At 68.3% G+C, this 25,020-nt stretch carries 26 protein-coding genes and 2 tRNA genes; 18 read left to right on the forward strand and 10 right to left on the reverse strand.

Annotation, left to right across the window (positions count from 1 at the left end; genetic code table 11):
* The first annotated feature begins 113 nt into the window (after positions 1 to 113).
* From IEW85_RS08680 to IEW85_RS08715, 8 genes are all read left to right on the forward strand, one after another.
* Positions 114 to 1,475: a trans-sulfuration enzyme family protein gene (locus IEW85_RS08680; RefSeq protein ID WP_188684740.1), complete on the forward strand. Its 1,362-nt coding sequence runs from the start codon at positions 114 to 116 to the stop codon at positions 1,473 to 1,475.
* Positions 1,476 to 1,484: 9 nt separating this feature from the next.
* The gene (locus IEW85_RS08685; protein WP_188684742.1) at positions 1,485 to 1,787 is read left to right on the forward strand and encodes a DUF2516 family protein; all 303 of its coding nucleotides are present in this window, start codon (positions 1,485 to 1,487) and stop codon (positions 1,785 to 1,787) included.
* Positions 1,788 to 1,827: 40 nt separating this feature from the next.
* Entirely contained in the window at positions 1,828 to 2,574 is a 747-nt protein-coding gene (locus tag IEW85_RS08690) for a phosphoglyceromutase (protein WP_188684744.1), read from the forward strand.
* A 133-nt stretch (positions 2,575 to 2,707) separates the two neighbouring features.
* Complete coding sequence (tmk, locus tag IEW85_RS08695) at positions 2,708 to 3,349, forward strand: dTMP kinase (RefSeq protein ID WP_188684746.1); 642 nt, start codon at positions 2,708 to 2,710, stop codon at positions 3,347 to 3,349.
* Positions 3,342 to 4,574, forward strand: coding sequence for a DNA polymerase III subunit delta' (locus tag IEW85_RS08700; protein WP_188684748.1), 1,233 nt, complete (start codon positions 3,342 to 3,344; stop codon positions 4,572 to 4,574). The genes tmk and IEW85_RS08700 overlap by 8 nt, the downstream gene beginning before the upstream one ends.
* Positions 4,571 to 6,121, forward strand: coding sequence for an alpha/beta hydrolase (locus IEW85_RS08705; RefSeq protein ID WP_188684750.1), 1,551 nt, complete (start codon positions 4,571 to 4,573; stop codon positions 6,119 to 6,121). Before IEW85_RS08700 ends, IEW85_RS08705 begins: the two co-directional genes overlap by 4 nt.
* 125 nt (positions 6,122 to 6,246) lie before the next feature.
* Complete coding sequence (locus tag IEW85_RS08710) at positions 6,247 to 7,227, forward strand: universal stress protein (RefSeq protein ID WP_188684753.1); 981 nt, start codon at positions 6,247 to 6,249, stop codon at positions 7,225 to 7,227.
* A 32-nt stretch (positions 7,228 to 7,259) separates the two neighbouring features.
* Positions 7,260 to 7,335, forward strand: a tRNA-Thr gene (locus tag IEW85_RS08715).
* A 4-nt stretch (positions 7,336 to 7,339) separates the two neighbouring features.
* On the opposite strand, the gene IEW85_RS08720 is transcribed toward IEW85_RS08715, so the two are convergent.
* Entirely contained in the window at positions 7,340 to 7,762 is a 423-nt protein-coding gene (locus tag IEW85_RS08720; RefSeq protein ID WP_188684755.1) for a hypothetical protein, read from the reverse strand.
* A gap of 12 nt (positions 7,763 to 7,774) precedes the next feature.
* Entirely contained in the window at positions 7,775 to 8,767 is a 993-nt protein-coding gene (locus IEW85_RS08725; RefSeq protein ID WP_188684757.1) for an NAD(P)H-quinone oxidoreductase, read from the reverse strand.
* 82 nt (positions 8,768 to 8,849) lie between these two features.
* Between IEW85_RS08725 and IEW85_RS08730 the strand changes: the two genes are divergently transcribed.
* The 4 genes from IEW85_RS08730 to IEW85_RS08745 all read left to right on the forward strand — a co-directional run bounded on the left by IEW85_RS08730 (position 8,850) and on the right by IEW85_RS08745 (position 10,601).
* A tRNA-Ser gene (locus IEW85_RS08730) sits at positions 8,850 to 8,940 on the forward strand.
* Positions 8,941 to 9,037: 97 nt separating this feature from the next.
* Positions 9,038 to 9,796 carry a GNAT family N-acetyltransferase gene (locus IEW85_RS08735; RefSeq protein WP_229658921.1) on the forward strand — a complete coding sequence of 253 codons (759 nt, stop codon included), beginning with the start codon at positions 9,038 to 9,040 and terminating at the stop codon, positions 9,794 to 9,796.
* A gap of 21 nt (positions 9,797 to 9,817) precedes the next feature.
* A complete protein-coding gene (locus IEW85_RS08740; protein ID WP_188684759.1) occupies positions 9,818 to 9,958 on the forward strand; it encodes a hypothetical protein in 141 nt (46 codons plus the stop codon).
* Between the two features lie 85 nt (positions 9,959 to 10,043).
* Complete coding sequence (locus IEW85_RS08745) at positions 10,044 to 10,601, forward strand: pyridoxine/pyridoxamine 5'-phosphate oxidase (RefSeq protein WP_188684761.1); 558 nt, start codon at positions 10,044 to 10,046, stop codon at positions 10,599 to 10,601.
* Here the strand turns inward: IEW85_RS08745 and IEW85_RS08750 are convergent.
* Positions 10,585 to 11,634 (reverse strand): hypothetical protein, encoded by a 1,050-nt coding sequence (locus IEW85_RS08750; protein WP_188684764.1) that lies wholly within the window; start codon positions 11,632 to 11,634, stop codon positions 10,585 to 10,587. The two genes, IEW85_RS08745 and IEW85_RS08750, sit on opposite strands and share 17 nt — an antisense overlap.
* A gap of 69 nt (positions 11,635 to 11,703) precedes the next feature.
* Between IEW85_RS08750 and IEW85_RS08755 the strand changes: the two genes are divergently transcribed.
* On the forward strand, positions 11,704 to 13,125 hold the full coding sequence (locus IEW85_RS08755) for a phosphomannomutase/phosphoglucomutase (RefSeq protein ID WP_188684766.1): 1,422 nt from the start codon (positions 11,704 to 11,706) through the stop codon (positions 13,123 to 13,125).
* Between the two features lie 54 nt (positions 13,126 to 13,179).
* Here IEW85_RS08755 and IEW85_RS08760 read toward each other — a convergent pair whose 3' ends face one another.
* From IEW85_RS08760 to IEW85_RS08770, 3 genes are read right to left on the reverse strand one after another with little or no spacing between them, the layout of a single operon-like run.
* The gene (locus IEW85_RS08760) at positions 13,180 to 14,271 is read right to left on the reverse strand and encodes a FecCD family ABC transporter permease (protein WP_229658922.1); all 1,092 of its coding nucleotides are present in this window, start codon (positions 14,269 to 14,271) and stop codon (positions 13,180 to 13,182) included.
* Entirely contained in the window at positions 14,268 to 15,257 is a 990-nt protein-coding gene (locus tag IEW85_RS08765) for a FecCD family ABC transporter permease (protein ID WP_229658923.1), read from the reverse strand. Before IEW85_RS08765 ends, IEW85_RS08760 begins: the two co-directional genes overlap by 4 nt.
* The gene (locus IEW85_RS08770) at positions 15,241 to 16,275 is read right to left on the reverse strand and encodes an iron-siderophore ABC transporter substrate-binding protein (protein ID WP_188684768.1); all 1,035 of its coding nucleotides are present in this window, start codon (positions 16,273 to 16,275) and stop codon (positions 15,241 to 15,243) included. The genes IEW85_RS08765 and IEW85_RS08770 overlap by 17 nt, the downstream gene beginning before the upstream one ends.
* Before the next feature lie 134 nt (positions 16,276 to 16,409).
* Between IEW85_RS08770 and speB the strand changes: the two genes are divergently transcribed.
* The 5 genes from speB to IEW85_RS08795 all read left to right on the forward strand — a co-directional run bounded on the left by speB (position 16,410) and on the right by IEW85_RS08795 (position 21,123).
* Positions 16,410 to 17,360 (forward strand): agmatinase, encoded by a 951-nt coding sequence (gene speB, locus IEW85_RS08775; protein ID WP_188684770.1) that lies wholly within the window; start codon positions 16,410 to 16,412, stop codon positions 17,358 to 17,360.
* Positions 17,361 to 17,516: 156 nt separating this feature from the next.
* Entirely contained in the window at positions 17,517 to 18,533 is a 1,017-nt protein-coding gene (locus tag IEW85_RS08780) for a FecCD family ABC transporter permease (protein WP_229658924.1), read from the forward strand.
* Between the two features lie 16 nt (positions 18,534 to 18,549).
* Positions 18,550 to 19,551, forward strand: coding sequence for an ABC transporter substrate-binding protein (locus tag IEW85_RS08785; RefSeq protein WP_229658925.1), 1,002 nt, complete (start codon positions 18,550 to 18,552; stop codon positions 19,549 to 19,551).
* 1 nt (position 19,552) lies between these two features.
* Entirely contained in the window at positions 19,553 to 20,347 is a 795-nt protein-coding gene (locus IEW85_RS08790; protein WP_188684773.1) for an ABC transporter ATP-binding protein, read from the forward strand.
* Positions 20,344 to 21,123 carry a class I SAM-dependent methyltransferase gene (locus IEW85_RS08795; protein ID WP_188684775.1) on the forward strand — a complete coding sequence of 260 codons (780 nt, stop codon included), beginning with the start codon at positions 20,344 to 20,346 and terminating at the stop codon, positions 21,121 to 21,123. The genes IEW85_RS08790 and IEW85_RS08795 overlap by 4 nt, the downstream gene beginning before the upstream one ends.
* 25 nt (positions 21,124 to 21,148) lie before the next feature.
* On the opposite strand, the gene fmdA is transcribed toward IEW85_RS08795, so the two are convergent.
* The 4 genes from fmdA to IEW85_RS08815 are packed head-to-tail and all read right to left on the reverse strand — an operon-like array spanning position 21,149 to position 25,007.
* Positions 21,149 to 22,408: a formamidase gene (gene fmdA / locus IEW85_RS08800; protein WP_188684777.1), complete on the reverse strand. Its 1,260-nt coding sequence runs from the start codon at positions 22,406 to 22,408 to the stop codon at positions 21,149 to 21,151.
* Positions 22,409 to 22,462: 54 nt separating this feature from the next.
* A complete protein-coding gene (locus tag IEW85_RS08805; protein ID WP_188684779.1) occupies positions 22,463 to 22,747 on the reverse strand; it encodes an FmdB family zinc ribbon protein in 285 nt (94 codons plus the stop codon).
* Positions 22,734 to 23,966: an AAA family ATPase gene (locus IEW85_RS08810; protein WP_188684781.1), complete on the reverse strand. Its 1,233-nt coding sequence runs from the start codon at positions 23,964 to 23,966 to the stop codon at positions 22,734 to 22,736. Before IEW85_RS08810 ends, IEW85_RS08805 begins: the two co-directional genes overlap by 14 nt.
* 3 nt (positions 23,967 to 23,969) lie before the next feature.
* Entirely contained in the window at positions 23,970 to 25,007 is a 1,038-nt protein-coding gene (locus tag IEW85_RS08815) for an aliphatic amidase (RefSeq protein WP_188684783.1), read from the reverse strand.
* Positions 25,008 to 25,020: the final 13 nt, after the last annotated feature.

Below are 25,020 nucleotides of genomic sequence, written 5' to 3' on the forward strand. Positions count from 1 at the left end.
CCCCGCCGAATCGTGTACCTGATTGTCGTGAATACGACGGTCGCGGACGGCATTGTCGACAATGAGGTACGCAATTCGGGAAGGCGAGGCCCGGGATCCCGTACGGTGGCAGAGTGAGCAGCGAGAACCAGCACCACGGGCAGTCGGCGCCCGACGCCGGCCCCCACCCAGCCGGCCAGACCCCCGGATCCCAGAGCTCCCCCGCCGCGGGTGATGCCTGGCACACCGTCTCGGGACAGTCCGAGCGGACCTTCGTGGTCTCCGCGGGCCGGCCGCATGAGCCAAACTCCCCGGTGAACCCGCCGGTGGACTTCACCTCCACCTACACCTACCGGCCCAGCGTGGAGCAGCCCCAGGTCTACGCCCGCGAGGGCATCCCCTCCTTCGGCCCGCTGGAGGAGCTGATCGCCGGGCTCGAGGGCGGCACCCGCTCGGCCTACTTCGGCAGCGGCATGGTGGCCAAGGACCAGGAGCAGCCCGTGGAGGTCCAGCCCGCGCTGCTCTTCTCCTCCGGGCTCTCCGCGATCTCCGCGGTGCTGAACCTGCTGCCGCTGGGCAGCCACGTCATCCTCCCCAAGCACTCCTATATGGGCTTCTTCACGATGGCCCAGCAGATGGCGGAGAAGGGCATGATCACTCTGCACCGGGTGGACATCGCCGAGACCGAACAGGTCCGCACCACGCTGCAGGACGTCTCCACCCTGGCCCAGGCCCAGGAGGCTGAGGTCCTGCTGTGGATCGAGTCCCCCACCAACCCGATGCTCGAGGTCGCGGACCTGCCCGCGCTGACCGCTGAGGCCCGACGACGCAGCATCCTCACCGCGGTGGACAACACCTTCGCCACTCCGCTGCGCCAGCGCCCGCTCAAGCACGGCACCGACATCGTGGTCCACTCGGTGACCAAGTTCCTCTCAGGCCACTCCGACGTCATCATGGGTGCCGCAGTCACCTCCGACGCCGAGCTGCACCGCCGCCTCCACGCCCACCGAAACCTCCACGGCACCATCCCCGGCCCCATGGAGGTCTTCCTCGCACTGCGCGGAGTCCGCACCCTGGCGATCCGCCTGGACGCCGCGGAGAAGAACGCCGGCCAGCTGGCCCACCGCCTCGAAGCTCTGGCCGCTGAAGGCACCGTGCCCCTGCGTTCGGTCTCCTATCCGGGCCTGTCCAGCCATCCGCAGCATGAGCGCGCCTCCGCCCAGCTGGGCGGCTACGGCGCCATCATCACCATCGACACCGGCAGCATGCAGGCCGCCGACGCCGTTCTGGAGAACCTGCGCCTGTGGACCCCGGCCACCAGCCTGGGCGGCGTCGAGTCCCTGGCGGAGCGCAGGCGTCGTCATCCCGGGGAGCCGGAGACCGTGCCGGAGGGGCTGATCCGGCTGTCCGTGGGCATCGAAGATGCCGGGGATCTCTTCGACGACCTGCTCGGCGCGCTGCGCACCGCCGCCGAAATCCTCCGCGAGAACCGATAGCATCGGTATATGAACTCCTCGCCCGTCTGGCACTTCGTCGCGATCGCCGAAGGCTATCTGTTCCTGGCCTTCGGCCTGGGCTGCCTCGCCCTCTCGGTGGTGGCGCTCATCAAATGTCTGCCGAAGAATGCGCAACGCTTCGAAGCGGCCTTCAAACGAACCAAGGGCTTCTGGATGGCGATGACCGGAGGCGCTGTGGCGCTTTCGTTCTTCGGCATGATGGGAGGCCCCTTCGGCTTCCTCTTCCCGGTGATCGGCGCCTGCATGGCCTCGGTCTACCTCGCCGACGTCGACCCCGAAGTCTCCGGCTGACCCCTCCCCCGTCATACGTCTCGAAGGGACCCCACCACTGATGGCACACAACCTGATCCTGCTTCGTCACGGACAGAGCGACTGGAACGAGAAGAACCTCTTCACCGGCTGGGTCGACGTCCAGCTGACCGAGAAGGGCCGCACCGAGGCCGCCCGCGGCGGCGAGCTCCTGAAGGAGAACGGGCTGCTTCCCGACGTCGTCCACACCTCCCTGCTGCAGCGTGCGATCACCACCTCGCACCTCGCCCTGGAGACCGCCGACCGCCTCTGGATCCCGGTCAAGCGCGACTGGCGCCTCAACGAGCGTCACTACGGCGCTCTGCAGGGCAAGGACAAGACCCAGATTCGTGAGACCTACGGCGATGACCAGTTCATGACCTGGCGCCGCTCCTACGACACCCCGCCGCCGGAGATCGACACCGACGATGAGTTCTCCCAGGCCGGCGACCCGCGCTACGCCGACCTCGGCGACGCCGCACCGAAGACCGAGTGCCTCAAGGACGTCGTCGAGCGTTTCCTGCCCTATTGGGAGGCCGAGGTCATCCCGGACCTGAAGGCAGACAAGACGGTGCTGCTGGCCGCGCACGGCAACTCCCTGCGCGCGCTGGTGAAGTACCTGGACGGCATCAGCGACGAGGACATCGCCGGGGTCAACATCCCCACCGGCATCCCGCTGCACTACGAGCTGGATGAGAACTTCGCCCCGGTCAAGGCCGGCGGCACCTACCTGGACCCGGAGGCCGCCAAGGACGCCATCGAGGCTGTGGCCAACCAGGGCAAGAAGTAACACCGGGCACACCACCGGCTGTGATGAAGCTGCAGGATCTCCCCGCCCTGGCGGGCACGGTCCTGCAGCTTCTGCTTCTCCGCCCCGGTTCTGCCTCCGGACCAGGTCAGTGCGGATCGGTAGGCTGGTTCCTGTGAATGAGAGAACACGGGGACGGTTCCTCGCCGTCGAAGGCGGGGACGGCGCAGGGAAGACCACTCAGATCGACCTGCTCGAAGCCTGGCTGACCGAGCAGGGGCTGGCCTGCGACCGCACCCGTGAGCCCGGCGGCACCCCTGTCGGAGAGAAGATCCGCTCGCTGCTGCTGGAGCACGGCCAGGGTGAGATCGACCCGCGGACCGAGGCGCTGCTCTTCGCCGCCTCCCGCGCCGCCCATGTGGTCCAGCGCATCGAACCCGCCCTCCGAGCCGGCACCTGGGTGCTCACCGACCGCTACGTGGACTCCTCGGTGGCCTATCAGGGTCTGGGCCGGGAGCTCGGCGCCGAGGCCGTGGCTCAGGTCAACGACTGGGCCATCGGAGGCCTCCAGCCGGATCTGACCATCGTGCTGGACCTGGACCCGGCGGTGGCCCGCGAGCGCATGGCCGCCCGCGGCGACGGCCGGGCCGACCGGATGGAGTCCGCCGGCGAGGAGTTCCACGCCCGGCTGCGCACCGCCTTCCTGGACCGTGCCGCCGCCGAATCCCACCGCTACCTGGTGGTCGACGCCGCCCAGGACCCCCAGACGGTGCAGGCCCAGATCCGGGCCCGCACAGAGGAGCTGCTGCATGGCTGAGACACCGCAGGCCGCAGAGGCCCCGCAGACACCCCAGACCCCGACGCCGACCTCGGTCTTCGACGAGCTGGTCGGCCAGGACGCCGTGGTGGAGCAGCTGCGCCGCGCCGCCGGCAGCGGCACCCCCGCCCACGCCTGGCTGTTCACCGGCCCCCCGGGCTCCGGACGCTCCAACGCCGCCCGAGCCTTCGCCGCCGCGCTGAACTGCGAGCGCCCCGACTCCCCCGGCTGCGGCCAGTGCCGCTCCTGCCAGCTGGTGGCCGGCGAGGGGCACCCCTCGGTGAAGATGGTCTCCACGGAGAACGTCTCCTACCGGATCGAGGATGTCCGCGAGCTGGTGACCACCGCTCAGGACCGGCCGCAGAACGCCCGCTGGCGCGTGATCGTCGTCGAGGATGCCGACCGGATGACCGAGCGAGCCACCAATGTGCTGCTGAAGTCCATCGAGGAGCCTCCGCCGCATACGATCTGGATCCTCTGTGCCCCCAGCCCGGCCGATGTGCTGGTGACCATCCGTTCGCGCTGCCGCCTGGTGAGCCTACGCATCCCGCCGGCCGATGCCGTGGCCGAGCTGCTGGCCGCCCGGGACGGGCTGAACCAGGAGCAGGCGCACTTCGCCGCCCGGGTCTCGCAGAACCACATCGGCGTGGCCCGGCGCCTGGCTCAGGATGCGGAGGCGCGGAGCCGCCGTGAGGACATCGTCACTCTGCCGCTGCGTGTGGGCAGCTCCTCGGATGCGGTGCAGGCCGCAGGCAAGCTGGTGGAGATGACTCAGGCGGATGCCGAATCCGACGCCGATGAGCGCCTGGCCCAGGAGCAGGCCGCCCTGCGCCGTTCTCTGGGGCTGGACCCGGAGGAGAAGATCCCCCCGAAGCTGCGCAGCCAGTTCAAGCGTATGGAGGAGGACCACACCCGCAGGACCAAACGTGCGGTGGCCGATGCCTTGGACCGGGCGCTGATCGACCTGACCGCGGTCTACCGGGACGTGCTGAGCCTGAAGCTGGGCAGCGGCGTCGAGCTGATCAATGAGCATCTGCGCCGGGAGATCACCGACTACGCTGAGGGCACCAGCCCGGAGCGTGCGCTGGCCTGCCTGGACTCCATCAGCACCGCCCGGGCACGGATCGGGCAGAACGTGCCCCCGCTGCTGGCGATGGAGGCCCTGATGATGGCTTTCACCGCCGCGCCGAAGTCTGCCTCTGCGAAAGGAAGCCGCTCCTCGTGACACGCGCATCATCCCGTTCCCTGCTGGCCGGGGCCTCCGCCCTGGTCCTGCTGCTGACCTCCTGCGGGACCGGCGGCCCGGGGGAGCCCGGCCAGCCCTCCGGCGATGAGGAGACGCCGCTGGCGGAGCGGGAGGAGTTCGCCGAGTACTACGGCCAGGAGCTCTCCTGGGAGGCGTGCGAGGGCTCGCGGGCCTGCGCCTCGGTGACCGTTCCCATGGACTACTCGGATCCTGAGGGCGAGCAGATCGAGATCGAGATCATCAGCTCCGAGACCGCGCAGGACGACGACGCCGGCTACCTGCTGACCAATCCCGGAGGCCCCGGATCCTCCGGCTACGACACCGTGGCCGAGCAGCTCAACCACACCTTCACCGACGCGGTCACCGAAGAGTACGACGTGGTCGGCTTCGACCCGCGCGGCGTCAACCGCTCCGCCCCGGTCCAGTGCCTGGACGATGAGGAGATGGACGACTACCGCGAGCAGGTCCAGGAGGAGGACCTGGATGATGAGCAGGCCCAGGAGCAGGCGCGCGAACAGGCCTCCGAGCTCGCCGAAGATTGCGAGGAGGGCACCGGTGAGGTGCTCCGGCATGTGGACACCGTCTCTGCGGCCCGGGACATGGACATCATCCGCGCGGCCCTGGGCGAGGAGGAGCTGAACTACCTGGGCTTCTCCTACGGCACCAAACTGGGCATGACCTACGCCGAGCACTATCCGGAGACAGTGGGCCGGTTCGTCCTGGACGGGATGATGGACACCTCGGTGGACTCCCATGAGCTGGAGATGGCCCAGGCTCGGGGCTTCGAGGACGCGCTCCAGAGCTACGCCGAATGGTGCGTGGAGCAGGAGGACTGCCCGGTGGACGGGGAGCCTGAGGACGTGGTGGCCGCCGTCCAGGACCTCTTCGAGCAGGTCGAGGACCAGCCCTGGGAGTCCCCGGACGGGCGCACCGTCTCCATCAGCGTGTTCGTCAACGGGTTCATCCTGCCCATGTATGACCCGCAGGGCTGGGAGTTCCTCAATGAGGGACTGAGCGCGGCCCTGGAGCAGGACGACTTCTTCCACTTCCAGTACTGGGCCGATCAATCGGCGGGCCGCGACCAGGACGGCACCTACGACTGGATGAGCCAGCTGGCCTTCGGCGCCATCATGTGCCTGGACTACCCCGTCTCCTCCGAGCCCGAGGAGATCGAGGAGGAGGTGGAGGCTCTCACCGAGGCTGCCCCGACTTTCGGCCCCTATCTGGGACATTCGGGCCTGACCTGCGACGAATGGCCGCATGAGCCGGTGGGCGAGACCTGGGAGCCTGACCAGGCCCAGGAGGCCGGAGAGATGCTGATGATCGGCACCACCGGCGATCCGGCCACTCCCGTGGAATGGGCCGAGAACATGCACGAGCTGGTGCCCGGTTCCTCACTGCTGATCTCCGAGGGCGAGGGCCACCTGGCCTACCGTCCCGGCGCGGACTGCGTGACTGACATCGTGGAGGCCTACCTGTTCGAGGGCGAGCTCTTCGAGGGCAGCGAGGAGTGCGCGGCAGCCTGAGGCCGAGTGCGGCCGGCCGGCGTCGGGAACCTGATGCCCTGACCCCCTGTGACCGGTGTCACCGGTGGGAGTAGACTGGTGCTCCGGCGGCATCGGCGCCGTCGCGCCTGATCCAGGAGGCTCCCATGAACGCCGCTCGTCAGACCACCTCTCCTCAGCCCGCCGACCGCCCGCTCGGCGTGATCCTCGGATTCGACGGCTCCCAGCAGGCCATCCGGGCGTTGCACTGGGCAGCCCGCGCCGCTCAGCGCCGTGACCTGCCGCTGACCGTCATCACCGCCTACACCGTCCCAGCCGCGATCTCCGGCTACACCGATCCCACCACAGACCTCACCGGCGACTCCCTGGCCCGCCGGGGCGCAGAGGACATCATCGATGAGGCCCGCCGCTATCTGGTGGACTACCCCGGAGAGGTCACCTACCGGATCGACTACGGCGATGCCGCCGGAGTGGTCATCGGGCTCTCCTCCCAAGCCTCCCTGGCCGTGGTCGGCAGCCGTGGCCGCGGCGGCTTCATCGGCATGATGCTGGGCTCTGTGGCCTCCTCCTCAGCGGCCCACACCGACTGCCCCTGTGTGGTGGTCCCGGCCAGCTATGACCCGCAGGCCCACAGTGGGCAGACCCTCTTCTCCCCCACTGAGGATCCCCGTCCGGTCACCGTGGGCGTGGACGGCTCGGAGCACGGACGCGCCGCGGCCTGGGAGGCGGCACAAGCGGCCTCGGACCGTGAGACGGTGCTGCGCATGATCCTGGCCATGCCTCCGCTGGACGCAGCCCTGATCTGGTACCCGGAGCTGGCCCCGCGGGACCCCGAGTTCACCCGGCGGCACCGCAAGCAGCTGCAGAAGCGGCTGCGCGATGAGGGCGAGTGGCTGCAGAAACACTTCCCTCAGCTTCGGCTGGACCAGGAGGTGGTGGAGGGATCCGCCGCCGAGGCGCTGGTGGCCGAGACACCGACGTCCCAGCTCACCGTGGTGGGGACCCGCGGCCGCGGAGGCATCGCCAGCACCCTGCTGGGCTCGGTGTCCCGGGGTCTGCTGCTGAAGGCCGACGGTCCGGTCATGGTGGTGCCGCAGCGCTTTGACCAGTCTGAGACGCCCGAGTAAAGTGATGACTCGCGCGCTCACAGTACGCGCAGGCCTCCATAGCTCAGCTGGTAGAGCATTCCACTCGTAATGGAAAGGTCACCGGTTCAAATCCGGTTGGAGGCTCCACTCTTCACTCACCGTCTCCGGCATCCTTCACACAGGCCAAGACCTGGTCAGCTCGACGCCGCACAGCGGCCACCTCTGCGCTTCCCAGCCTCACCATCGCCGCGGCCTCAGCAGCCGTGGCCAGGTGGTTGGCCGCCCGGGACAGCGCCGAATGCAGGGGCCTGGCCGCGCCGGGCACATGCATCCCCTCCCCCGGGTGCTGGGCGTGGGCCGTGCGGCAGAGCTCGTAGACATCGGTGAGCCGCTCGGACAGCACGTCACCGATGAGCACCAGTTGGTTGTAGACGGCGTCGTCGTCCACACCCTCGATGACCTGATGGTAGCGGTCCAACCCGCGGACATACCGGTCATGAGCCTGACGCCAGAGTCCCTTGCCGAGATCCTTGTCCAGCCGGCGTACGCGGCGTCGTCGGGTGAACAGCTTCATAGTGTTGGAAGTCTACCGGCTCAGCTCGAGCAGGACTTTGCCGGTGTGCGCGCCGGAGTCGAAGTGCTCATGGGCCTGGCGGGCCTCATCCAGGGCGAAGACACTATCGGTCTGCACCGAGATGACCCCGGAGGCGATCAGCGGCCAGATCTCCTCGCCCACGCCGCGGACTATCTCCCCCTTGGCGGCGGAACTGCGAGAGCGCAGCGTGGTGGCGATGATCCGCAGCCGCTTGCCCAGCATCAGACCCAGGTCCAGCTCAGCCTTACGCCCGCCCTGGAGCCCGATGACCACCATCCGGCCGTCCACCGCCAGAGACTTCAGGTTGGTCTCCAGGTAATTCGCTCCGACCACGTCCAGGATGACGTCGACGCCGCGGCCCTCGGTGATCTCCCGGACTCGGTCCTTCACATCCTCGGCGCGGTAGTCGATGACATGGTCCGCACCCAGTTGGGCGGCCAGCTCGGCCTTCTCCGGGCTGCCCACCGTGGCGATGGTGGTGGCGCCCAGGTGGCGCAGGTACTGCAGGGCGAAGCTGCCGATCCCGCCGGTTCCGCCGTGGATCAGGACGGTGTCCTCGGCGGTGACATTCGCCTCTTCACGGAGGTTGGAGTGGACGGTGGCCGCCACCTCGATCAGCCCGGCGGCGTCGGTGAGGCTCACCCCCTGCGGGACGGGCAGCACCTGGCGGGCGTCCACTGCCACCTTCTCGGCATAGCCCCCGCCGGCCAGCAGGGCCACGACGTCCGTCCCGATGAGGTCGCGGACGGATTCCTCGCTGCCCTCGCCGGCGGCCACCACAGTGCCGGCCACCTCGAGGCCGGGGATCTCGGTGACGCCCTTCGGCGGTGGGTAGACGCCCAGGCGCTGCATGACATCGGCTCGGTTGAGTCCTGCTGCTGCCACTTCGATGAGCACCTCGCCGGCGGCTGGGACCGGGTCCTCGATCTCCACGATCCGGAGGACCTCCGGATCACCGGCCTCTGCATAGTGGACTGCGCGCATGCGTGGACTCCTCACCTCACGTATAGTCAGTGTCTGGAGTTTTCACGATACCCTCGTGAAGCTCATAAACTTCATCCCGTCAGGAGCGTTGTCCGAGCGGCCGAAGGTGACAGTCTTGAAAACTGTTGTGCAGCGATCCTGCACCGTGGGTTCGAATCCCACACGCTCCGCCATTGAGGCCCCGGAATCATGCCGATCCAGAGGTACAAGATTCCGGGGCGTCCCCCAGATACGACTCCCGTGTCCCCCCACCTCCTCTAAGCTGGCCTCATGGCAAGCATCGAGGTCAGGCAACGGCCCAAAGGCACCACATACCGCGTCGTATGGCGTACTCCCGGGGGCCTCAAGAAGTCCAAGACGTGGCCCACCATGGAGAAGGCCCACCGCTGGAAATCCTTGATCGAGGAAGCGGACGGCGACAGCACGCGAGCTGCTGAGGCCCTTGCCCACCGGTCTTCCCAAGCCATGACGGTGGATTCGGTCTCAGATCACCGCATGGAGCGCTCTGACGGCGCTGAGCAGAACCGATTCCTCACCAGGGCCGAGAGGAGAACGGACATTCCGGCAATTCGCGCTATCAACGAGGCTGCGTTCCCAAGCCAAGAAGAGGCGGATCTCGTCGATAATCTGCGGGCAGATGACGAAGCATGGATCGATGGACTCTCGATAGTGACCACCACCGATGATGATGCACCTGTTGGGCACGCGCTGCTCAGCCGTTGCCAGGTGGGAGACTCCCCTGCCCTAGCCCTGGCGCCCTGCGCCGTGCTGCCGGAATACCAGCATCAGGGTTACGGAAGTGCTGCTGTCAGGGCCGCTATCGAGGCGGCCCGGTCGATGGAGGAGCGGCTCATCGTCGTACTTGGGCACCCTGACTACTACCCCAAGTTCGGGTTCGTCCCTGCTTCACGGCTACGGGTTACGGCACCTTTCGAAGTGCCAGATGACGCTTTCATGGCGCTGCAGCTGCACCCCGGGCTCGAGGCCCCGAGCGGGCGAGTCCAGTATGCATCGGCCTTCGGTATCTGATGGCATCTGAGGCGGGGTTCCATGAATCCGACCACCTATGGCTCAGACGTGCCCGGCGATCGCAGCCTCTATCAGCTCATCCGCACCGGCGAGGAGTGGAAGATCGCAGTTCTCACCCGATGGACTCACGAGCGCACCAGCTGCCACCATCGAAGCCGTTGAAACGTGCCAGCCGCGGCGGCCAGGGGCCGCTCCTCACCTGGCAGCAGACCCTGCTCCCGACAGCACACACGCCCCAGGAGAGCCCATGACCGAGACCACCCGCACCCGACTTCGCAAGATGCCTTCGCTGACCGGCGCCAAAGAGCCCGTGGACCCGGCGTCCTTCCCTGACGAGCCGGTGAGCGTATTTCTGCCCTGGTTGGACGAGGCGGAGGCTGCCGGAGTCCCGGAAGCACATGTCATGGCCCTGAGCACTGTGGATGCCGACGGGCTCCCAGACACCCGGATGCTGATCCTCAAGGACGTGGATGAGCGCGGCTGGGCTTTCGCCACCACAGACTCCTCGCGCAAAGGTGAACAGCTGGCCGCCAACCAGGTTGCCGCTCTGACCTTCTGGTGGCAGCCCCAGATTCGCTCGGTGCGCATCCGCGGCGCCGCAGTGCCGGCCTCACCGGAGGAGAGCCTCAGAGATCTCCGCGCCCGTGCGCCTGAAGCTCAAGCTGAGATCGACCCCGATGACTGGACCCTCTGGTGGGTCAAGCCCACACGGGTGGAGTTCTGGCAGGGCTCCCCAGACCGCCGCGACACCAGGCTGATCTACACCAAGGAGGACGGCGAGTGGCGGTTCAGCCCTCGTTCTTGAAGACCACCAGGAATTTATGGGCCTCCTCCGCGGTCAGCGGGGAGTGCTCCGAGAGCAGCTGGGCGGCCTCGGCCACGTGATCATCGCGCAGCAGCGCGTAGAGCTGGTCATGGACCCAGGGCTCCAGGTCCTCGTGGGAGAGGGTGATGGTCTCCTCGCCGCGCTGGACCTCCAGGTGGAAGCCGGCCATCTCGTCGTCCTCGCGGGCCCACTCCTCCGGAATGGTGAGCTCCTCGTCCACGCTGAAGCCGGACTCCTCCATGAGCTTGCGCGCCTGCTCATCCACGTCGTCGCCGTCTGCGGCAGGCTCACCGGCCTGTCCACGCCCCTCAGGGCTCTCGCCCTCGGGGTCCTTGCCCTCAGAAGCCTTATCCTCAGGATCCGCTGATCCGGAGTCCTTGTCCTCGGGGCGCTTCTCCGCGGGCTGCTCGCCTCCCGGGATGTCTGGGACATCGCTGTGGTTCTCGCCCAGGATCTCGCCGGTGTTGGGGTCGGCCTCTGCCAGCAGGCCCCCCTGATCCTCACCCACGTCCTCGCGGACGCCGTCGATCATGTCCTCCACGGACTCACCATCCTCCGAAGAACCGGCCGAGTCCTCAGAGGCCTGCTCCCCCGGGTTCTCATCCAGACCCTCGCGGGAAGGGTCCTCTTCCCGCGGATCTGCGGAGGTGCCGGATGCGCTGTCCGCCGCTGCGACGGCGTCGCCTCCTCCGAGCTCCTCCTCCAGCCGGATCTCCGAGGGCAGCGGCTGCGGATAGGTGTTCAGCGCCTGCACTGCGATGAGGCAGTCCTGGACGGAGGCGCCGGAGAACTGGCGGTACAGCGTCAGCGCGCGGCGGCCGTCCTCGGCCGCGATCGCCCGATAGACCTCGCGGTGCTGGTCGTCATCGAGCTGCAGGACCGCGATCCGGGCATTCTCCGGCGTCACGTTCTCCTCGATCCGGCTGTTCATCTTCTGCGCCTGACCACGCATCAGCCTGCGCAGCCCGAAGAACAGCAGGACCGTCACGAGCAGGATCACCAGTATCTCCATGGCCCCAGTCTAGGAGTTTCTTCCGCTCGGCGCGCGGCCCGGCGGCCACGCTTCCCGTACGATGTCAGCGTGAGCATCGATCTGTCTGCATCCTTCAAGGCCTATGACGTCCGCGGACTCGTGGGCGAGACCATCACCGCCGAGTCTGTGCGCGCCGTCGGAGCTGCCTTCGTCGACGTGCTGGGGCTGGCCGGTCAGCAGGTGCTGGTCGGCGGCGATATGCGCCCCTCCTCCACAGAGTTCTCCGAAGCCTTCACCGAAGGTGCCACGACCCGCGGCGCCCACGTCACCCAGCTGGGCCTGGTCTCCACCGACATGCTCTACTTCGCCTCCGGCACTCTGCAGGCGCCCGGCGTGGTCTTCACCGCCAGTCACAACCCGGCCGAGTACAACGGGATGAAGATGTCCAAGTCCGGAGCCGTGCCGCTCTCGGCCGACACCGGACTGGAGGAGATCCGCGACGCCGCACAGGCCCTCCTCGACGCCGGCCAGGCCGCCGACGCCGCCGCACTCCCCCAGGCTGAGACCACCGGCCGCACCGACGCCGCCGATATGCTCACTCCCTATGCCGAATACCTGCGCTCCCTGGTGGACCTCTCCGGCATCCGCCCGCTGAAGGTCGTGGTGGACGCCGCCAACGGCATGTCCGGGCTGACCACTCCGGCCGTGCTGGGCGATGACACCCTCGACGCCCTTCCCCTGGAGATCGTCCCGCTGTACTTCACGCTGGACGGCACCTTCCCCAACCACCCGGCCAACCCGCTGGAGCCGGAGAACCTGCGCGATCTGCAGGCCGCGGTGAAGGAGCACGGCGCCGACATCGGCCTGGCCTTCGACGGCGACGCCGACCGCTGCTTCGTCATCGACGAGAAGGGCGAGCCGGTCACCCCCTCCGCGGTGACCGCCCTGGTGGCCAGGCGTGAGATCGCCCGGGCTCGCGCCGAGGGCGAGGAGACCCCGGTGGTCATCCACAACCTGATCACCTCCAAGGCTGTGCCGGAGACGGTGGAGCGGGAGGCCGGCCGCGCCGTGGAGACCCGTGTGGGCCATTCCTTCATCAAGGCAGTCATGGCTCAGGAGGAGGCCGTCTTCGGCGGAGAGCACTCCGCTCATTACTACTTCCGCGAGTTCTTCAACGCGGACACCGGCATGCTCGCCGCCATGCACGTGCTGGCGGCCCTGGGCGGCCAGGAGCTGCCGCTGAGCGAGCTGGCCGCCGAATACGACCCCTACTTCACCTCCGGGGAGATCAACTCCGAGGTGGAGGACAAGGAGGGTGCGGCGTCGCGGGTGGAGGCCGCCTTCGCCGAGCGCGAGGTGACCGTCTCCCGCATGGACGGGCTGACAATCAGCGATGCCGAGGGGTCCTGGTGGTTCAACCTGCGCCCCTCCAACACCGAGCCCTTCCTGCGGTTCAACGGTGAGGCCCACGATCAGCAGACCATGGAACAGGTCCGCGACGAGGTGCTCTCCATCATCCGCCAGGGCTGAGCTCCTGCGGGCTGACGAGGGCCTGGGCCGCCCAGTTCAGACAAGCCGCCCAGCTCAGACCTGGCCGGAGGTCCTGCGGAACTCCAGCAGGAGCAGGTAGCCCAGATAGAGCCCGCCGGCGCCGGCGGTGACGATCCCCACCGGGAGTCCGTCCAAACCCGGCATCTGCTGGACCATCAGATCTGCGCTGACCAGGATGAACGCACCCACCACCGCTGAGACGGTCAGGTTGGGCCCTGGTGCGCGGGTCAGCTTCCGCGCGATATGCGGTGCGGTCAGTGCGACGAAGGCCACCGGCCCGGCCACGGAGACAGCGGCCGCCGCCAGCAGGACCGCCAGCAGGATGGCCCAGGTGCGGGTGACCGTCGCACCTGCACCCAGGGATTCGGCGAGCTCATCACCCAGGTCCATCAGCAGCAGGCGCCGGCTGATCAGGAAGACCAGTGGGATCAGCACCGCCAGGGAGACCGCGATGATCAGCACGTGGTCCATGTTCCGGGTGCCCAGCGACCCCACCAGATAGGCGGCCAGGTCATGGGCGGAGTCGCGCAGCGCCACCGCCACCACATAATGGGTGACCGCAGTGGCCATGGCGAAGACGCCGATGCCGGTGATGATCACCCGGGCGGGCGAGGCGAAACCCATCCCGGTGGACCACCAGACCACGGCCACGGCCAGCCCGGCGCCCAGCACCGCACCCACAGGGGCCGGAACCGCTCCCGGCCACCACAGAGTGCTCACCGCGACGCCGGCCCCGGCTCCGGCGCCCAACCCGATCACGTCGGGGCTGCCCAACGGATTGCGGGTCACGCTCTGGAAGAGCGCTCCGGCCAGGCCCAAGGCGGCTCCGGCGCCGATGGCGGTGAGCACGCGGGGCCCGCGCAGCCTCTCCAGGACGAAGAGGGTGGTGTTCTCGGCCTCGCCGCGCAGGGCTGCGAGGATCTCCCGCGGCCCGGCACCCGTGGGGCCCCAGGCCAGGGTCAGCAGGCCCAGGGCCAACACCAGTGCGCTCAGTCCGGCCAGGACCCAGGCGCTGCGGATCCGCCAGGGCATGCGGATGCGCTCCCCCAGGCGGAAGACGCGCATGCCGGCTGCGGTGAGGGCTGCGGCGTCGAGGGCTGTGGTGTTCTTCTGCTGCGTGCTCATCCGCGGACCTTCCCCTTCCGTACGGCCGCCAGCAGGAACGGTGCACCCACGAAGGCGGTCACCACTCCCACCATCAGCTCCTCGGGCCGGGCGATGATCCGCGCGGCCACATCGGCGGCCAGCAGCAGGGCCGCACCGAGGAGCAGGGCCATGGGAAGCTGCCAGCGGTGATCGCTGCCCACCAGGGCACGCACCAGATGCGGCACGGCCAGTCCCACGAAGGCGATGGGCCCGACGGCGGCGGTGGCCGCTGCGGCCAGCAGCGTGGCGGCGGCCAGGGCCATCATCCGCAGCCGGCGGACCTTCACTCCGAGCCCTGCGGCCAGGTCCTCACCCAGGGCGAGGGCGTTGAGCCCGCCTACGGCGGCCAGGGCCAGCAGCACCCCGACCAGCAGGGCAGGCAGCACCGCCCACAGGGTGTCGAAGCGGGCACCGGCCAGGGAGCCGACCATCCAGTGGCGGTAGGAGTCGAAGACCTCCGGGCGGGCGAGGATCATCGCCTGCACATAGGCGCCCAGCACCGCGGAGACCACGGCACCGGCAAGGATCAGTGGGATCACCGAGCTGCTGCCGGAGCGGCTGCCCAGCAGATACACCGCCACCACGGCCAGCACCGCTCCGGGCATGGCGGCCCCGACGGCGGCGAAGCCTCCGGCGGCACCGAAGAGGGCAGAGACGGTGACCACAGAGGCGGAGGCGCCCATGGTCACGCCGAGCAGGCCCGGCTCTCCCAGCGGATTGCGCATCACCGATTGGATGAGCATCCCGGAGACGGCCAGAGCCGCCCCGACCACGGCACCCATGACGGTGCGCGGCCAGCGGGCGGCCAGGACCTGTTCCATAAACTGGTCGCCCTCCCCCATCAGGACGGCCAGCATGCGCGATGGTTCGGTCTCACGACTGCCCAGGACGAGACTGAGCACTGCCATGATCAGCAGCACCAGCACCGCCCCGGACAGGGCGAGAGCTCTAGTCGATGTTCTCAACGGCCTCTTCGATGAGCGGCTCGTAGCGTTCGATCACCCACGGCACGGTCAGCGGGGTGATGATCGAGGAGGCGGTGACCAAGGAGTTGTCCTGCGGGGCCACTACAGCGCCGTCCTCGATGGCCGGGATGGAGGAGTAGAGGTCCTGGCCTTCGATCTCCTCGCGGTTCGCGTCATCGGAGTACCAGGTGAAGATCAGGTCCGAGTCCTCGAGCATATCGGCGTTCTCCAGGCCGATCATGGCCGAATCGGTGCCTTCGACCTCGTATTCGTCCATCTCACCCACCACCGGGTCCACGGTCAGGCCGAGCTTGCGGACCATGGCCACGCGCTGCTCGTCCTCGAAGAACACGCCGAGGGTGCCGGGACCGTCGTTGTAGACGAAGGAGAAGGTGTGCTCCTCCCACTCGGGCTGTGCGGCGTCGTCGAACTCCTGCTCGATGTCGGCGATGAGCTCATCGGCGCGGTCCTCGTGACCCAGCACCTCGGAGACCGTGTGGATCTGCTCCTCCCAGGTGATCGTCCAGGGCAGCTCCGGGTAGGCCACGGTGGGGGCGATGTCGGAGAGGACGTCGTACTGCTCCTGGGTGATGCCGGACCACGGGGCCAGGATGACATCGGGCTCGAGCTCCAGGATGGCCTCCACGTCGAGCTCGGTGCCGCCGGTGAAGAGCTCGGGCAGCTCCTCCCCCTGCTCGGTGACCTCCTCGTGGATCCAAGGCAGGTGGCCGGTCTCATCGGCCCCCCATTCGTACTCCTCCATTCCTACCGGGACCACACCCAGAGCGATGGCGGTCTCTGCCGATCCCTGGCCCAGGGTCACCACACGTTCGGGCTGCTCCTCGATGACGGCCTCGCCCAGGGCGTGCTCGATGGTGGTGTCTTCGAAGTCGCCGGCGGCCTGCGGGCCGTCCTGGCCGGCGTCGCCCTCGCCGCAGGCTGAGAGCAGCACTGCTCCAGCTGCCGCCGCGGCGAGGATCCGAACAGTGGGGGCTCGATGGTCCCGCAGTATGCTCATGAAACATCCTCCATTACATGACAAGCATCAGAAGTATCGGGGTGAGCCTACCCTAAGTTCTGCGAGGGCAGAAGGCGTGTGTCATATCGCAGCAGGTATTGCCCAGGCCGACCTCAGCACCTAGGTTCATCGATATGACTGCACCCATCGGACCCCGCGACAGCAGCGCCACCCCGCGCTTCGCCGGACAGGCGACCTACGCCCTGCTGCCGAGCCTGGACGAGGTCGGCACCGCTGATGTGGCGGTGGCCGGCATCCCCTTCGACTCGGGCGTGAGCTACCGTCCGGGCGCTCGCTTCGGCCCCAGCCATGTCCGCGAGGCCTCCCGCCTGCTGCGGCCGTACAACCCCGCGCAGGACATCTCCCCCTTCGCGGTCCAGCAGGTCGCCGACGCCGGCGACATCGTGGCCAACCCCTTCGATCTGGATGAGGCCATCCAGCAGGTCCACCAGGGTGCGGTCAGCCTGTTGGAGAAGGCCGGACGGTTCGTGATGATCGGTGGCGACCACACCGTGGCCTACCCGCTGCTGAAGGCCATGTACGAGAAGCACGGCCCCATCGCAGTGCTGCACGCCGATGCCCACCTGGACACCTGGGACACCTACTTCGGCGCCCCGATCACCCACGGCACCCCCTTCCGCCGAGCCAGCGAGGACGGGTTCATCGACCTGACCACCAGCGCACATCTGGGCATCCGCGGGCCGCTCTACGGCAAGGGCGATCTAGAGGATGATCAGAAGCTCGGCTTCGAGATCACCACCACCGACTTCATCGAGGAGCACGGTGTGCCCGCCGCCCTTCAGCGTCTGCGCACCCGGCTGGGCGATAAGCCGGTCTACATCTCCATCGACATCGATGTCCTGGACCCGGCCCACGCCCCCGGAACCGGCACCCCGGAGGCCGGAGGCATGACCAGCCGCGAGCTGCTGCGGATCATCCGCGGCCTCACGGACCTGAACATCGTGGGCGCCGACGTCGTGGAGGTCTCCCCCGCCTATGACCACGCCCAGCTGACCGCCATAGCGGCAGCCCATGTGGTCTATGAGCTGGTCTCCGCGATGGGCGCTCGGGCCGAGGGCCGCTGAGCAGGCCCTCGCGACGGGCTCCACGAGGGCCTTCAGCAGAAACACCCGTGTCACGTTTCGGAGGCTAGGCTAGTTGCAACAATGTTGCATCTAGCCTCCTCCACTCGTGACGGGACCTCAGCCCCCGCTCTCCCCCGATCTGCGCGCCGTCGGGCGGTGCTCTGGTCCCTGGGGCTGGCCGGCCTGCTCCTGGTCAGCCTGGCTCTGTGCGTGGGCATCGGACCGGTGACCATCCCTCCCTCCACAGTGGTCAGCATCATCGGCCACAACCTCGGACTGCCGTTGGAGCAGACCTGGACAGCCTCTGAGGAGTCCATCATCTGGGAGATGCGGGTCCCCCGCGTGCTGCTGGGCCTGGCGGTGGGCGCCGGCCTGGCCATCTGCGGAGCCGCTCTGCAGGGCATGGTCCGCAACATCCTGGCCGACCCTTATATCTTGGGGATCTCCGGCGGAGCCTCCACCGGTGCCGCCGCAGCCATCCTCTTCGGCTTCGCCGCCGGGGCCGGTCAGTACGCACTGCCGGCGAGCGCCTTCCTGGGCGCCCTGGCCGCCAGTCTGTTGGTCTTCTTCCTGGCCCGCGCCAACGGGCAGGTCACCTCCATCCGGCTGCTGCTGGCCGGCATCGCCGTGGGCTATGCGCTCTCGGCCACCACCAGCTTCCTGATCTTCGCCTCGGACAACGCCGAGGGCTCACGCTCGGTGATGTTCTGGCTGCTGGGCTCCCTGGCCCTGGCCCGCTGGGACGCCTTCCTGATGCTGGTGCTGGCCATCGCACTGGCCACCACAGCCTTTCTGGTCCTGTGGTCGCGCCGGCTGGACGCCCTGGCCATCGGCGATGAGACCGCCCGCGCCCTGGGCGTCCCTCCGGTGGCCACCCGGATCCAGGTGCTCACCGCCGTCTCCCTCTGCACCGGCGCCGTTGTGGCGGCGGCCGGGGCCATCGGATTCGTCGGCCTGGTGGTCCCGCATCTGGCCCGCCGCCTGGTCGGTGCGGCCCATGCGCGGCTGATCCCGGTGACCGCCATGCTCGGGGCCGCGCTGCTCATCTGGGCCGACGCCGGCGCCCGGGTGCTCATGCAGCCCCGAGAGCTTCCCATCGGCATCATCACCGCCCTGGTCGGAGCGCCGTTCCTGCTGATCCTGATCCGCCGCATGTACGCCCGAATGTCCTGACCGAGAAGAGCCTCCCGTGTCTGTCACGTTATCCCGCCGCACCCGCACCGTCCCCTCCCTGAGCCTGCTGACCATGGCCTCGCTGCTCCTGAGCTCCTGCGCAGCTGAGGAGGGGCCTTCCGCCGCCGACGGCGAAGGCTATCCGATGACCGTGGAGAACTGCGGCGAAGAGGTCACCTTCGAGGCCGCGCCTGAGCGGATCGCCCTGCTGGAGACCGCTCCGGTGACCATCCTGGATGAGCTGGGATTGATGAACCGTGTGGTGGCCCGCGCCGGTGACTTCCCCGCCGAGTACTACTCCCCCGAGCTGCACTCCCAGATCCAGGAGATCGAGTCGCTCTCCGACGACCTGGATGCCTCCGGGCATCTGATGATCTCCCAGGAGGAGGTGGTGGCCCACAGCCCGGATCTGGCGCTGGGTCAGCCCGACGGCGTCGAGCGTGACGGCCTGGAGACCGCCGGGGTGAACCTGCTGATCCAGGAGCTCTACTGTCCCGAACCGGCCGCGGAGGCCTCCTTCGAGACCGTCTACGCGGAGATCGAGACCTATGGGGAGATCTTCGGCGAGCAGGAGGCCGCACAGGAGCTGATCGGGGATCTGGAGGACCGGGTGGAGGCCGTGGCCGAACAGGCTGAGGGCGAGGACCGCACGGCCGCGGTGCTCTACCCGACGGTGGGCGGCGGCAGCTCCTATGCCTATGGCAACCGGTCCATGGCCCATCCCCAGCTGGAGGCCGCCGGATTCGAGAACGTCTTCGCCGACGCCGATGAGCGGGTCTTCGAGGCCCAGCTGGAGGAGCTGGTGGACCGGGATCCGGATGTGCTGATCCTGCTCTACCAGGGCGAGGAGGCCGGCGTGGAAGAGACCATCGCCTCTCTGCCGGGCGCCGAGTCCATGACAGCGGTCCAGGAGGACCAGGTCCACACCCAGCTGTTCAACTTCACCGAACCGGCCACTCCGCTCTCGGTGAAGGGCCTGGAGCAGATCTCCGAACACTTCCGGGCGGAGGAGCGCTGAGATGGCCGAGGCTCCCCTGCTCCACGCCGAGGCGGTCAGCCGCTCCTTCGGCCAGAACCCGGTGCTCCAGGAGGCCTCCCTGTCTGCCGCGCCCGGCGAGGTCGTGGGGCTGATCGGCCCCAACGGCAGCGGCAAGACCACGCTGCTGCGCACCCTCTGCGGGGCGCTGAGTCCCGACGCCGGCCGCGTCACCTTCGACGGTGAGGAGATCGGCCGCATCGGCGCCCGGAAGCTGGCCCAACGGGTGGCCGTAGTGGTCCAGGAGCCGCCGAGCGAACTGATGCTCTCCGTAGGCGACATCGTTCTGCTGGGCCGCACGCCGCATCTGGGCATGTTCGACCGGCGCGGGGCCGAGGACGAGCGGCTGGCCGCCCAGGCCCTGGAGCGCGTGGGGCTGCTGGAGAAGGCCTCCCGTGAGTTCAGCGGCCTCTCCGGCGGAGAGAAGCAGCGGGTGCTCATCGCCCGGGCCTTAGCCCAGCAGGCCGACTGTCTGCTGCTGGATGAGCCCACCAACCACCTGGACATCAGCTATCAGCACCAGGTGCTGCATCTGGTCCGTGAGCTGAGCATCACCGCCGTGGTGGTCCTGCATGACCTGAACCTGGCGGCCCGCTATTGCGACTCCGTGGTGCTGCTCTCCCAGGGACGGGTCCACGCCTCCGGCACCCCGGATGAGGTGCTGACCGAGGAGATGATCGAGCCGGTCTACGACGTGAGCATCCAGCGCGTGACCGCAGAGGATGACACCACCCAGCTGTTGTTCCGGCGAGTGGCGGAGGCAGAGAGGGAGCGATGACCCAGCAGACAGCGGCGGAGGCGCCGGCAGGCCAGGAGTTCCAGGACCGGGTCAATGAGTATTGGTCGCGCTGGGCCGGTGAGTATGACGCCCATCAGCGTCGTCGCCTCCGACAGGAGGGCGAGGCGGAGCTGTGGGGCCGCATCTGGGGCGAGATGCTTCCGCAGCCCGACGCCGGCCCCGAGGGAAGGCCGGCCGAGGTGCTCGACATAGGCACCGGCAGCGGACATGCCGCTGTGGTGGTGGCCTCTCTGGGGCACCGGGTGACCGGCATCGACCTGGCCGAGGGGATGCTGGAGCAGGCGCGGCTGCACACCGGCGGGGCGGAGAATCCCCAGTTCCTCACCGGCGACGCCGCCGCTCCCCCGTTCCTTCCCGGAAGCTTCGATGCGATCACGGCCCGGTACCTGCTCTGGACGCTGCGCGACCCCGCGGAGGCGCTGGGCCGCTGGCTGGAGGTGCTGCGCCCGGGCGGGGTGCTCGGCGTCGTGGACTCCCTGTGGTTCCCCGAGGGGCTTGCCGCCGGTGCCGACGAGGCGCCGACCGAGCGCTCGGCCCATTTCACCGCAGCCTATGCCGGGGCGCAGCAGCGGATGCCGCTGGCCGAGGCCGACAGCATCAGCGTCTATGCCGAACAGATCGCGGCGGCAGGCTTCACCGAGATGACCGTGGAGGAGCTGACCGCGCTCTATGTTCTGGATCAGGCCCGCGGTGTGGCTCCCGGCCACCAGGTGCAGATGCAGTACCGCATCCGTGCGGTGAAGCCCGCCGACTGATCAGCGGTCCCGGCTCCTCATAGGCTCACAGCGCTGGGTTGGCCGCTGTGGGCACCGGCATTCCGCCGGAGACCTGGGTGGGTCCATCTGCGGTGGGACGGACTTCGAAGTCGAAGATCTCGGTGGGGATGTAGACCGTGGCGCAGGAGTTCGGGATGTCCACCACTCCGGAGAACCGGCCCTCGATCGGTGCTGCGCCCAGCAGCAGGTAGGCCTGCTCCGGGGTGTAGCCGAAGGTGGTCAGATAGTCGATGGCGTGCAGGATGGCCCGCTGATAGGCCAGCTGCGAGTCCAGGTAGCGCTGCTCGCCCTCCAGGGTCACCGAGGTGCCGGAGAAGGCCAGCCACTCCGAGTACTGCGGATCGGTGCGGCCAGGCATGAAGATGGCGTTCTCGCTGACCCCGTAGGTCTCCATGCCGCCAGGGATGATGTCCACGTGGAGGTCGATGTAGCCGCCCATCTCGATGGCACCGCAGAAGGTGATCTCACCATCGCCCTGGGAGAAGTGGAGGTCGCCCACGGAGAGCTTCCCTCCCTCGACGAACACCGGGTAGAAGACACGGCTTCCCTTGGTCAGGTTCTTGATGTCCTGGTTCCCGCCGTTCTCCCGCGGAGGTGCCGTGCGGGCCGCCTCCGAGGAGACTCGGGAGAACTCGCCCCCGGGCACTCCGCCCAGGATGGCGCTGTCGGGCTCCGGCGGCAGGGCCAGCGGCGGCACACGCTGCGGGTCGGTGGCGATCAGATCGCCCTCCCGCTTATTCCAGGTCTTCAGCAGGTCGGCGGAAGGCGCAGTGCCCATCAGGCCCGGATGGACCATACCGGTGAAGCTGACCCCGGGGATGTGCCGGGAGGTGGCGGTCTGGCCGGAGAAGTCCCAGATGGCCTTATAGGCGTCCGGGAACTGCTCGGTGAGGAAGCCGCCGCCGTTGTTCTGGGCGAAGATCCCGGTATAGCCCCAGCCCTGTCCGGCCAGCGGGCCCTCCTCCTGCGGGATGGGCCCGATGTCCAGGATGTCGACGATCAGCAGATCGCCCGGCTTGGCTCCCTTCACGGAGAAGGGACCGGAGAGGGTGTGCACCGAGTTCAGCGGGGCGTCCCGGATGTCCTCGGCGGAGTCGTCGTTTCTGATGGCGCCGTCGAACCATTCGCGGCACTCCACCCGGAAGCTGTCGCCGGGCTTGACCGTAGCCACCGGCGGGATCTCCGGATGCCACCGGTTGTGGCCGAGCTTCTCCTGCTCGGTAAAGGACTTCTGGGAATCGAGGGGAAACAGAACTTCTGGCATGACGTCCTCTCAGTCAGTGGTGCTCAGGCAGGTGGGTGTGCAGTTCTGCGCAGTTCAGGGAGCCGGCAGCTTCCGGTGCCGCGGATCGGTGGTGACCGGGGAGTTGCGGGCACGGCCCGGTGATCCGCGGACCACCTCGGGCTCGCTGGCCGAAAGGGCGGCCTGATCCATGGCCCGGTGCACGGCAGAGCCGCTGCGGGAGAGCCCGACGGCGGCGATCATCCGTGGGGATTCGGCCGCACAGCTCGGACAGGACTCGGCTGAGGGCACCAAGGCCATGGGATGACGGACCTCGAAGCGGCCGCAGTCGGCCGGGCAGCGGAACTCATAGACGGGCATCGTGGTCCTCCTCGGAACGGGTCTCAGCCGTCGTGTCGGACCCGGCATCAGCCTCAGGCGCGGCACCGGAGCCGACGTCGGCGTCAGGTTTCTCCTCAGCTTCAGGTACTGGCTCCGGCGGACTGTCCGGGGCGGCGTCGGGCTCCTCCTCCGGTGCGGTCCTGCGGTAGACCACCGCCTCCTCGCCCTCACAGACCACATGCAGCACCGGCTTGGTCTCCCCGACCTGGCGCGCCCGCCGCATGGCATCGGCCAGCGGGGCGGAGAGATGCCGGCGCACCGCCCGGGACAGGCTGCGCGCGCCATAGGCGGGGCTGAAGCCCTCGGCCAGCAGCAGGCGGTGCACGCTAGGGTCCACAGTCACCGAGGCACGGCGGCGACGGGCGCGACGGATGATCTCTTGGACCTGCAGCTCCACGATGGATTCAGCCGTGGCCCCGTCGAGGTGTTCGAGCACCACCATCTCATCGATCCGGTTGAAGAACTCCGGGTCCAGGAAGCTCTGCACCGCCCGGCGGCTCAGCCGCTCGCCGGCTCGCCGCGCGATGCCCGCGGTCAGCTGTCCGGCCCGACTGCCGGCTGACTCGGCCGAGCCGAAGCGCCGCTGCAGCCGGCCCACCGGTCCCTGCATCAGGCGGGTCAGGCTGCGCGCTCCCAGATTGGAGGTGAGGATGACGTAGCTGTTGCGGAAGTCGATCCGCTCCTGGCCGTTGGCCAGCACCAGCTCCCCGTGATCCAGGACATGGAGCAGCGAGCGCAGCACCACCCGGTGAGCCTTCTCGATCTCGTCGAAGAGGACCACTCCGGGCGTATACGGATCCCCTTCCACCGTGGAGCGGTCGAAGAGGGTGTGGCCCTCCTTGCTGCCGGAGTATCCGGGCGGAGCGCCACCGAAGGAGGCGGCATAGTGCTCCTGGGACATCTGGCTCATATCGATCCGGCACAGGTCCTCCGGATCTCCGCGAAGCGCGTGGGCCAGGGTCCTGGCCAGCTCGCTCTTGCCCACACCGGTGGGGCCGACCAGCAGGATGCTGCCCAGCGGGCGGTGCGGCTCGGCCAGGCCGGCCCGGGCCACTGTGGTGGCACGGACGATGGCCCGGACGGCCTCCTGCTGACCGCGGATCCGGGCGCTGAGAAACTCGGCCAGCTCCTCGTCCCCGCCGGACGGGACCTGGGCGCACCTGCTCTGATCGGCCAGGCGATCCGTCACAAACGGCATGGATCAGGCTTCCTTGGTCTTCTCATAGGGAAGCTCGCCCACCGGACATTCGGCGGTGCCCACCGTGTCTCGGGTGATGGCCTCCACCTTGCGCTGAGCGGCCTCGGCGTCGGTGATCCATTCCCTATAGAAGTCGAACGGACACTCGGCCACGCCCTGATCTCCGTCGCCGGCGGCATGGACACCGGTGTAGCCGCGGTGCAGCAGCTTGAACAGGTGGTTCTGGGACTGGTCATTCTTCCGTGCGTCGCGGATGGCGGATATGGAGAGCTGGGCGTATTGGATCCCGTACTCCTCCTCGCCGCATTCGCCCAGGGTCCGGCCGTCGAAGCCCACCACTGCCGAATGGCCGAAGTAGGAGTAGACGCCGTCGAAGCCGGTGGCATTGGCCACGGCGACATAACAGTTGTTGGCCCAGGCCATAGCCTTGGACATCATGACCTGCTGGTCCTTGGCCGGGTACATATAGCCCTGCGGGCGGACGATGAGCTCAGCGCCCTTCATGGCGCAGTCGCGCCAGATCTCCGGGTAGTTGCCGTCATCGCAGATGATCAGCGAGATCTTCAGACCCTTGGGGCCTTCAGCCACTGAGGTGCTGCCGCCGGGATACCAGCCCTCGATCGGGACCCAGGGGAGGATCTTGCGGTATCGGTCGACGATCTCGCCCTTATCGTTGAGCAGCACCAGCGTGTTGTACGGCGGCTTATCCGGGTGCTCCTCGTGCTGCTCGCCGGTGATGGAGAAGACACCCCAGGTCCCGGCCTCGCGACAGGCCTGGGAGAAGATGCTGGTCTCCTCACCCGGGACGGTGGCGGCAGTGTCGAACATCTCCTCGGGGTCATACATGATCCCCTGGGTGGAATATTCGGGGAAGACCACCAGGTCCATACCGGGCAGCCCCTGCTTCATACCGACCACCATGTCGGCGATCTTCTGGGCGTTCTGCAGAACTTCTTCCTTGGTATGCAGCCGCGGCATCTTGTAGTTGACGACCGCGACGCCGACTGTGTCGTCGCTGGAGGAGATGTCACCGTGACGCATGGGTTCGCTTCCT

It is taken from the genome of Nesterenkonia cremea (assembly GCF_014642675.1).
GTDB lineage: Bacteria > Actinomycetota > Actinomycetes > Actinomycetales > Micrococcaceae > Nesterenkonia > Nesterenkonia cremea.

Coding starts and splice junctions, on each gene's coding strand:
- IEW85_RS08685 (WP_188684742.1), top strand. CDS start 1,485: ATGAACTCCTCGCCCGTCTGGCACTTCGTCGCGATCGCCGAAGGCTAT.
- IEW85_RS08690 (WP_188684744.1), top strand. CDS start 1,828: ATGGCACACAACCTGATCCTGCTTCGTCACGGACAGAGCGACTGGAAC.
- IEW85_RS08700 (WP_188684748.1), top strand. CDS start 3,342: ATGGCTGAGACACCGCAGGCCGCAGAGGCCCCGCAGACACCCCAGACC.
- IEW85_RS08710 (WP_188684753.1), top strand. CDS start 6,247: ATGAACGCCGCTCGTCAGACCACCTCTCCTCAGCCCGCCGACCGCCCG.
- IEW85_RS08720 (WP_188684755.1), bottom strand. CDS start 7,762: ATGAAGCTGTTCACCCGACGACGCCGCGTACGCCGGCTGGACAAGGAT.
- IEW85_RS08725 (WP_188684757.1), bottom strand. CDS start 8,767: ATGCGCGCAGTCCACTATGCAGAGGCCGGTGATCCGGAGGTCCTCCGG.
- IEW85_RS08735 (WP_229658921.1), top strand. CDS start 9,038: ATGGCAAGCATCGAGGTCAGGCAACGGCCCAAAGGCACCACATACCGC.
- IEW85_RS08740 (WP_188684759.1), top strand. CDS start 9,818: ATGAATCCGACCACCTATGGCTCAGACGTGCCCGGCGATCGCAGCCTC.
- IEW85_RS08745 (WP_188684761.1), top strand. CDS start 10,044: ATGACCGAGACCACCCGCACCCGACTTCGCAAGATGCCTTCGCTGACC.
- IEW85_RS08750 (WP_188684764.1), bottom strand. CDS start 11,634: ATGGAGATACTGGTGATCCTGCTCGTGACGGTCCTGCTGTTCTTCGGG.
- IEW85_RS08760 (WP_229658922.1), bottom strand. CDS start 14,271: ATGAGCACGCAGCAGAAGAACACCACAGCCCTCGACGCCGCAGCCCTC.
- IEW85_RS08770 (WP_188684768.1), bottom strand. CDS start 16,275: ATGAGCATACTGCGGGACCATCGAGCCCCCACTGTTCGGATCCTCGCC.
- speB (WP_188684770.1), top strand. CDS start 16,410: ATGACTGCACCCATCGGACCCCGCGACAGCAGCGCCACCCCGCGCTTC.
- IEW85_RS08790 (WP_188684773.1), top strand. CDS start 19,553: ATGGCCGAGGCTCCCCTGCTCCACGCCGAGGCGGTCAGCCGCTCCTTC.
- IEW85_RS08795 (WP_188684775.1), top strand. CDS start 20,344: ATGACCCAGCAGACAGCGGCGGAGGCGCCGGCAGGCCAGGAGTTCCAG.
- fmdA (WP_188684777.1), bottom strand. CDS start 22,408: ATGCCAGAAGTTCTGTTTCCCCTCGATTCCCAGAAGTCCTTTACCGAG.
- IEW85_RS08805 (WP_188684779.1), bottom strand. CDS start 22,747: ATGCCCGTCTATGAGTTCCGCTGCCCGGCCGACTGCGGCCGCTTCGAG.
- IEW85_RS08810 (WP_188684781.1), bottom strand. CDS start 23,966: ATGCCGTTTGTGACGGATCGCCTGGCCGATCAGAGCAGGTGCGCCCAG.
- IEW85_RS08815 (WP_188684783.1), bottom strand. CDS start 25,007: ATGCGTCACGGTGACATCTCCTCCAGCGACGACACAGTCGGCGTCGCG.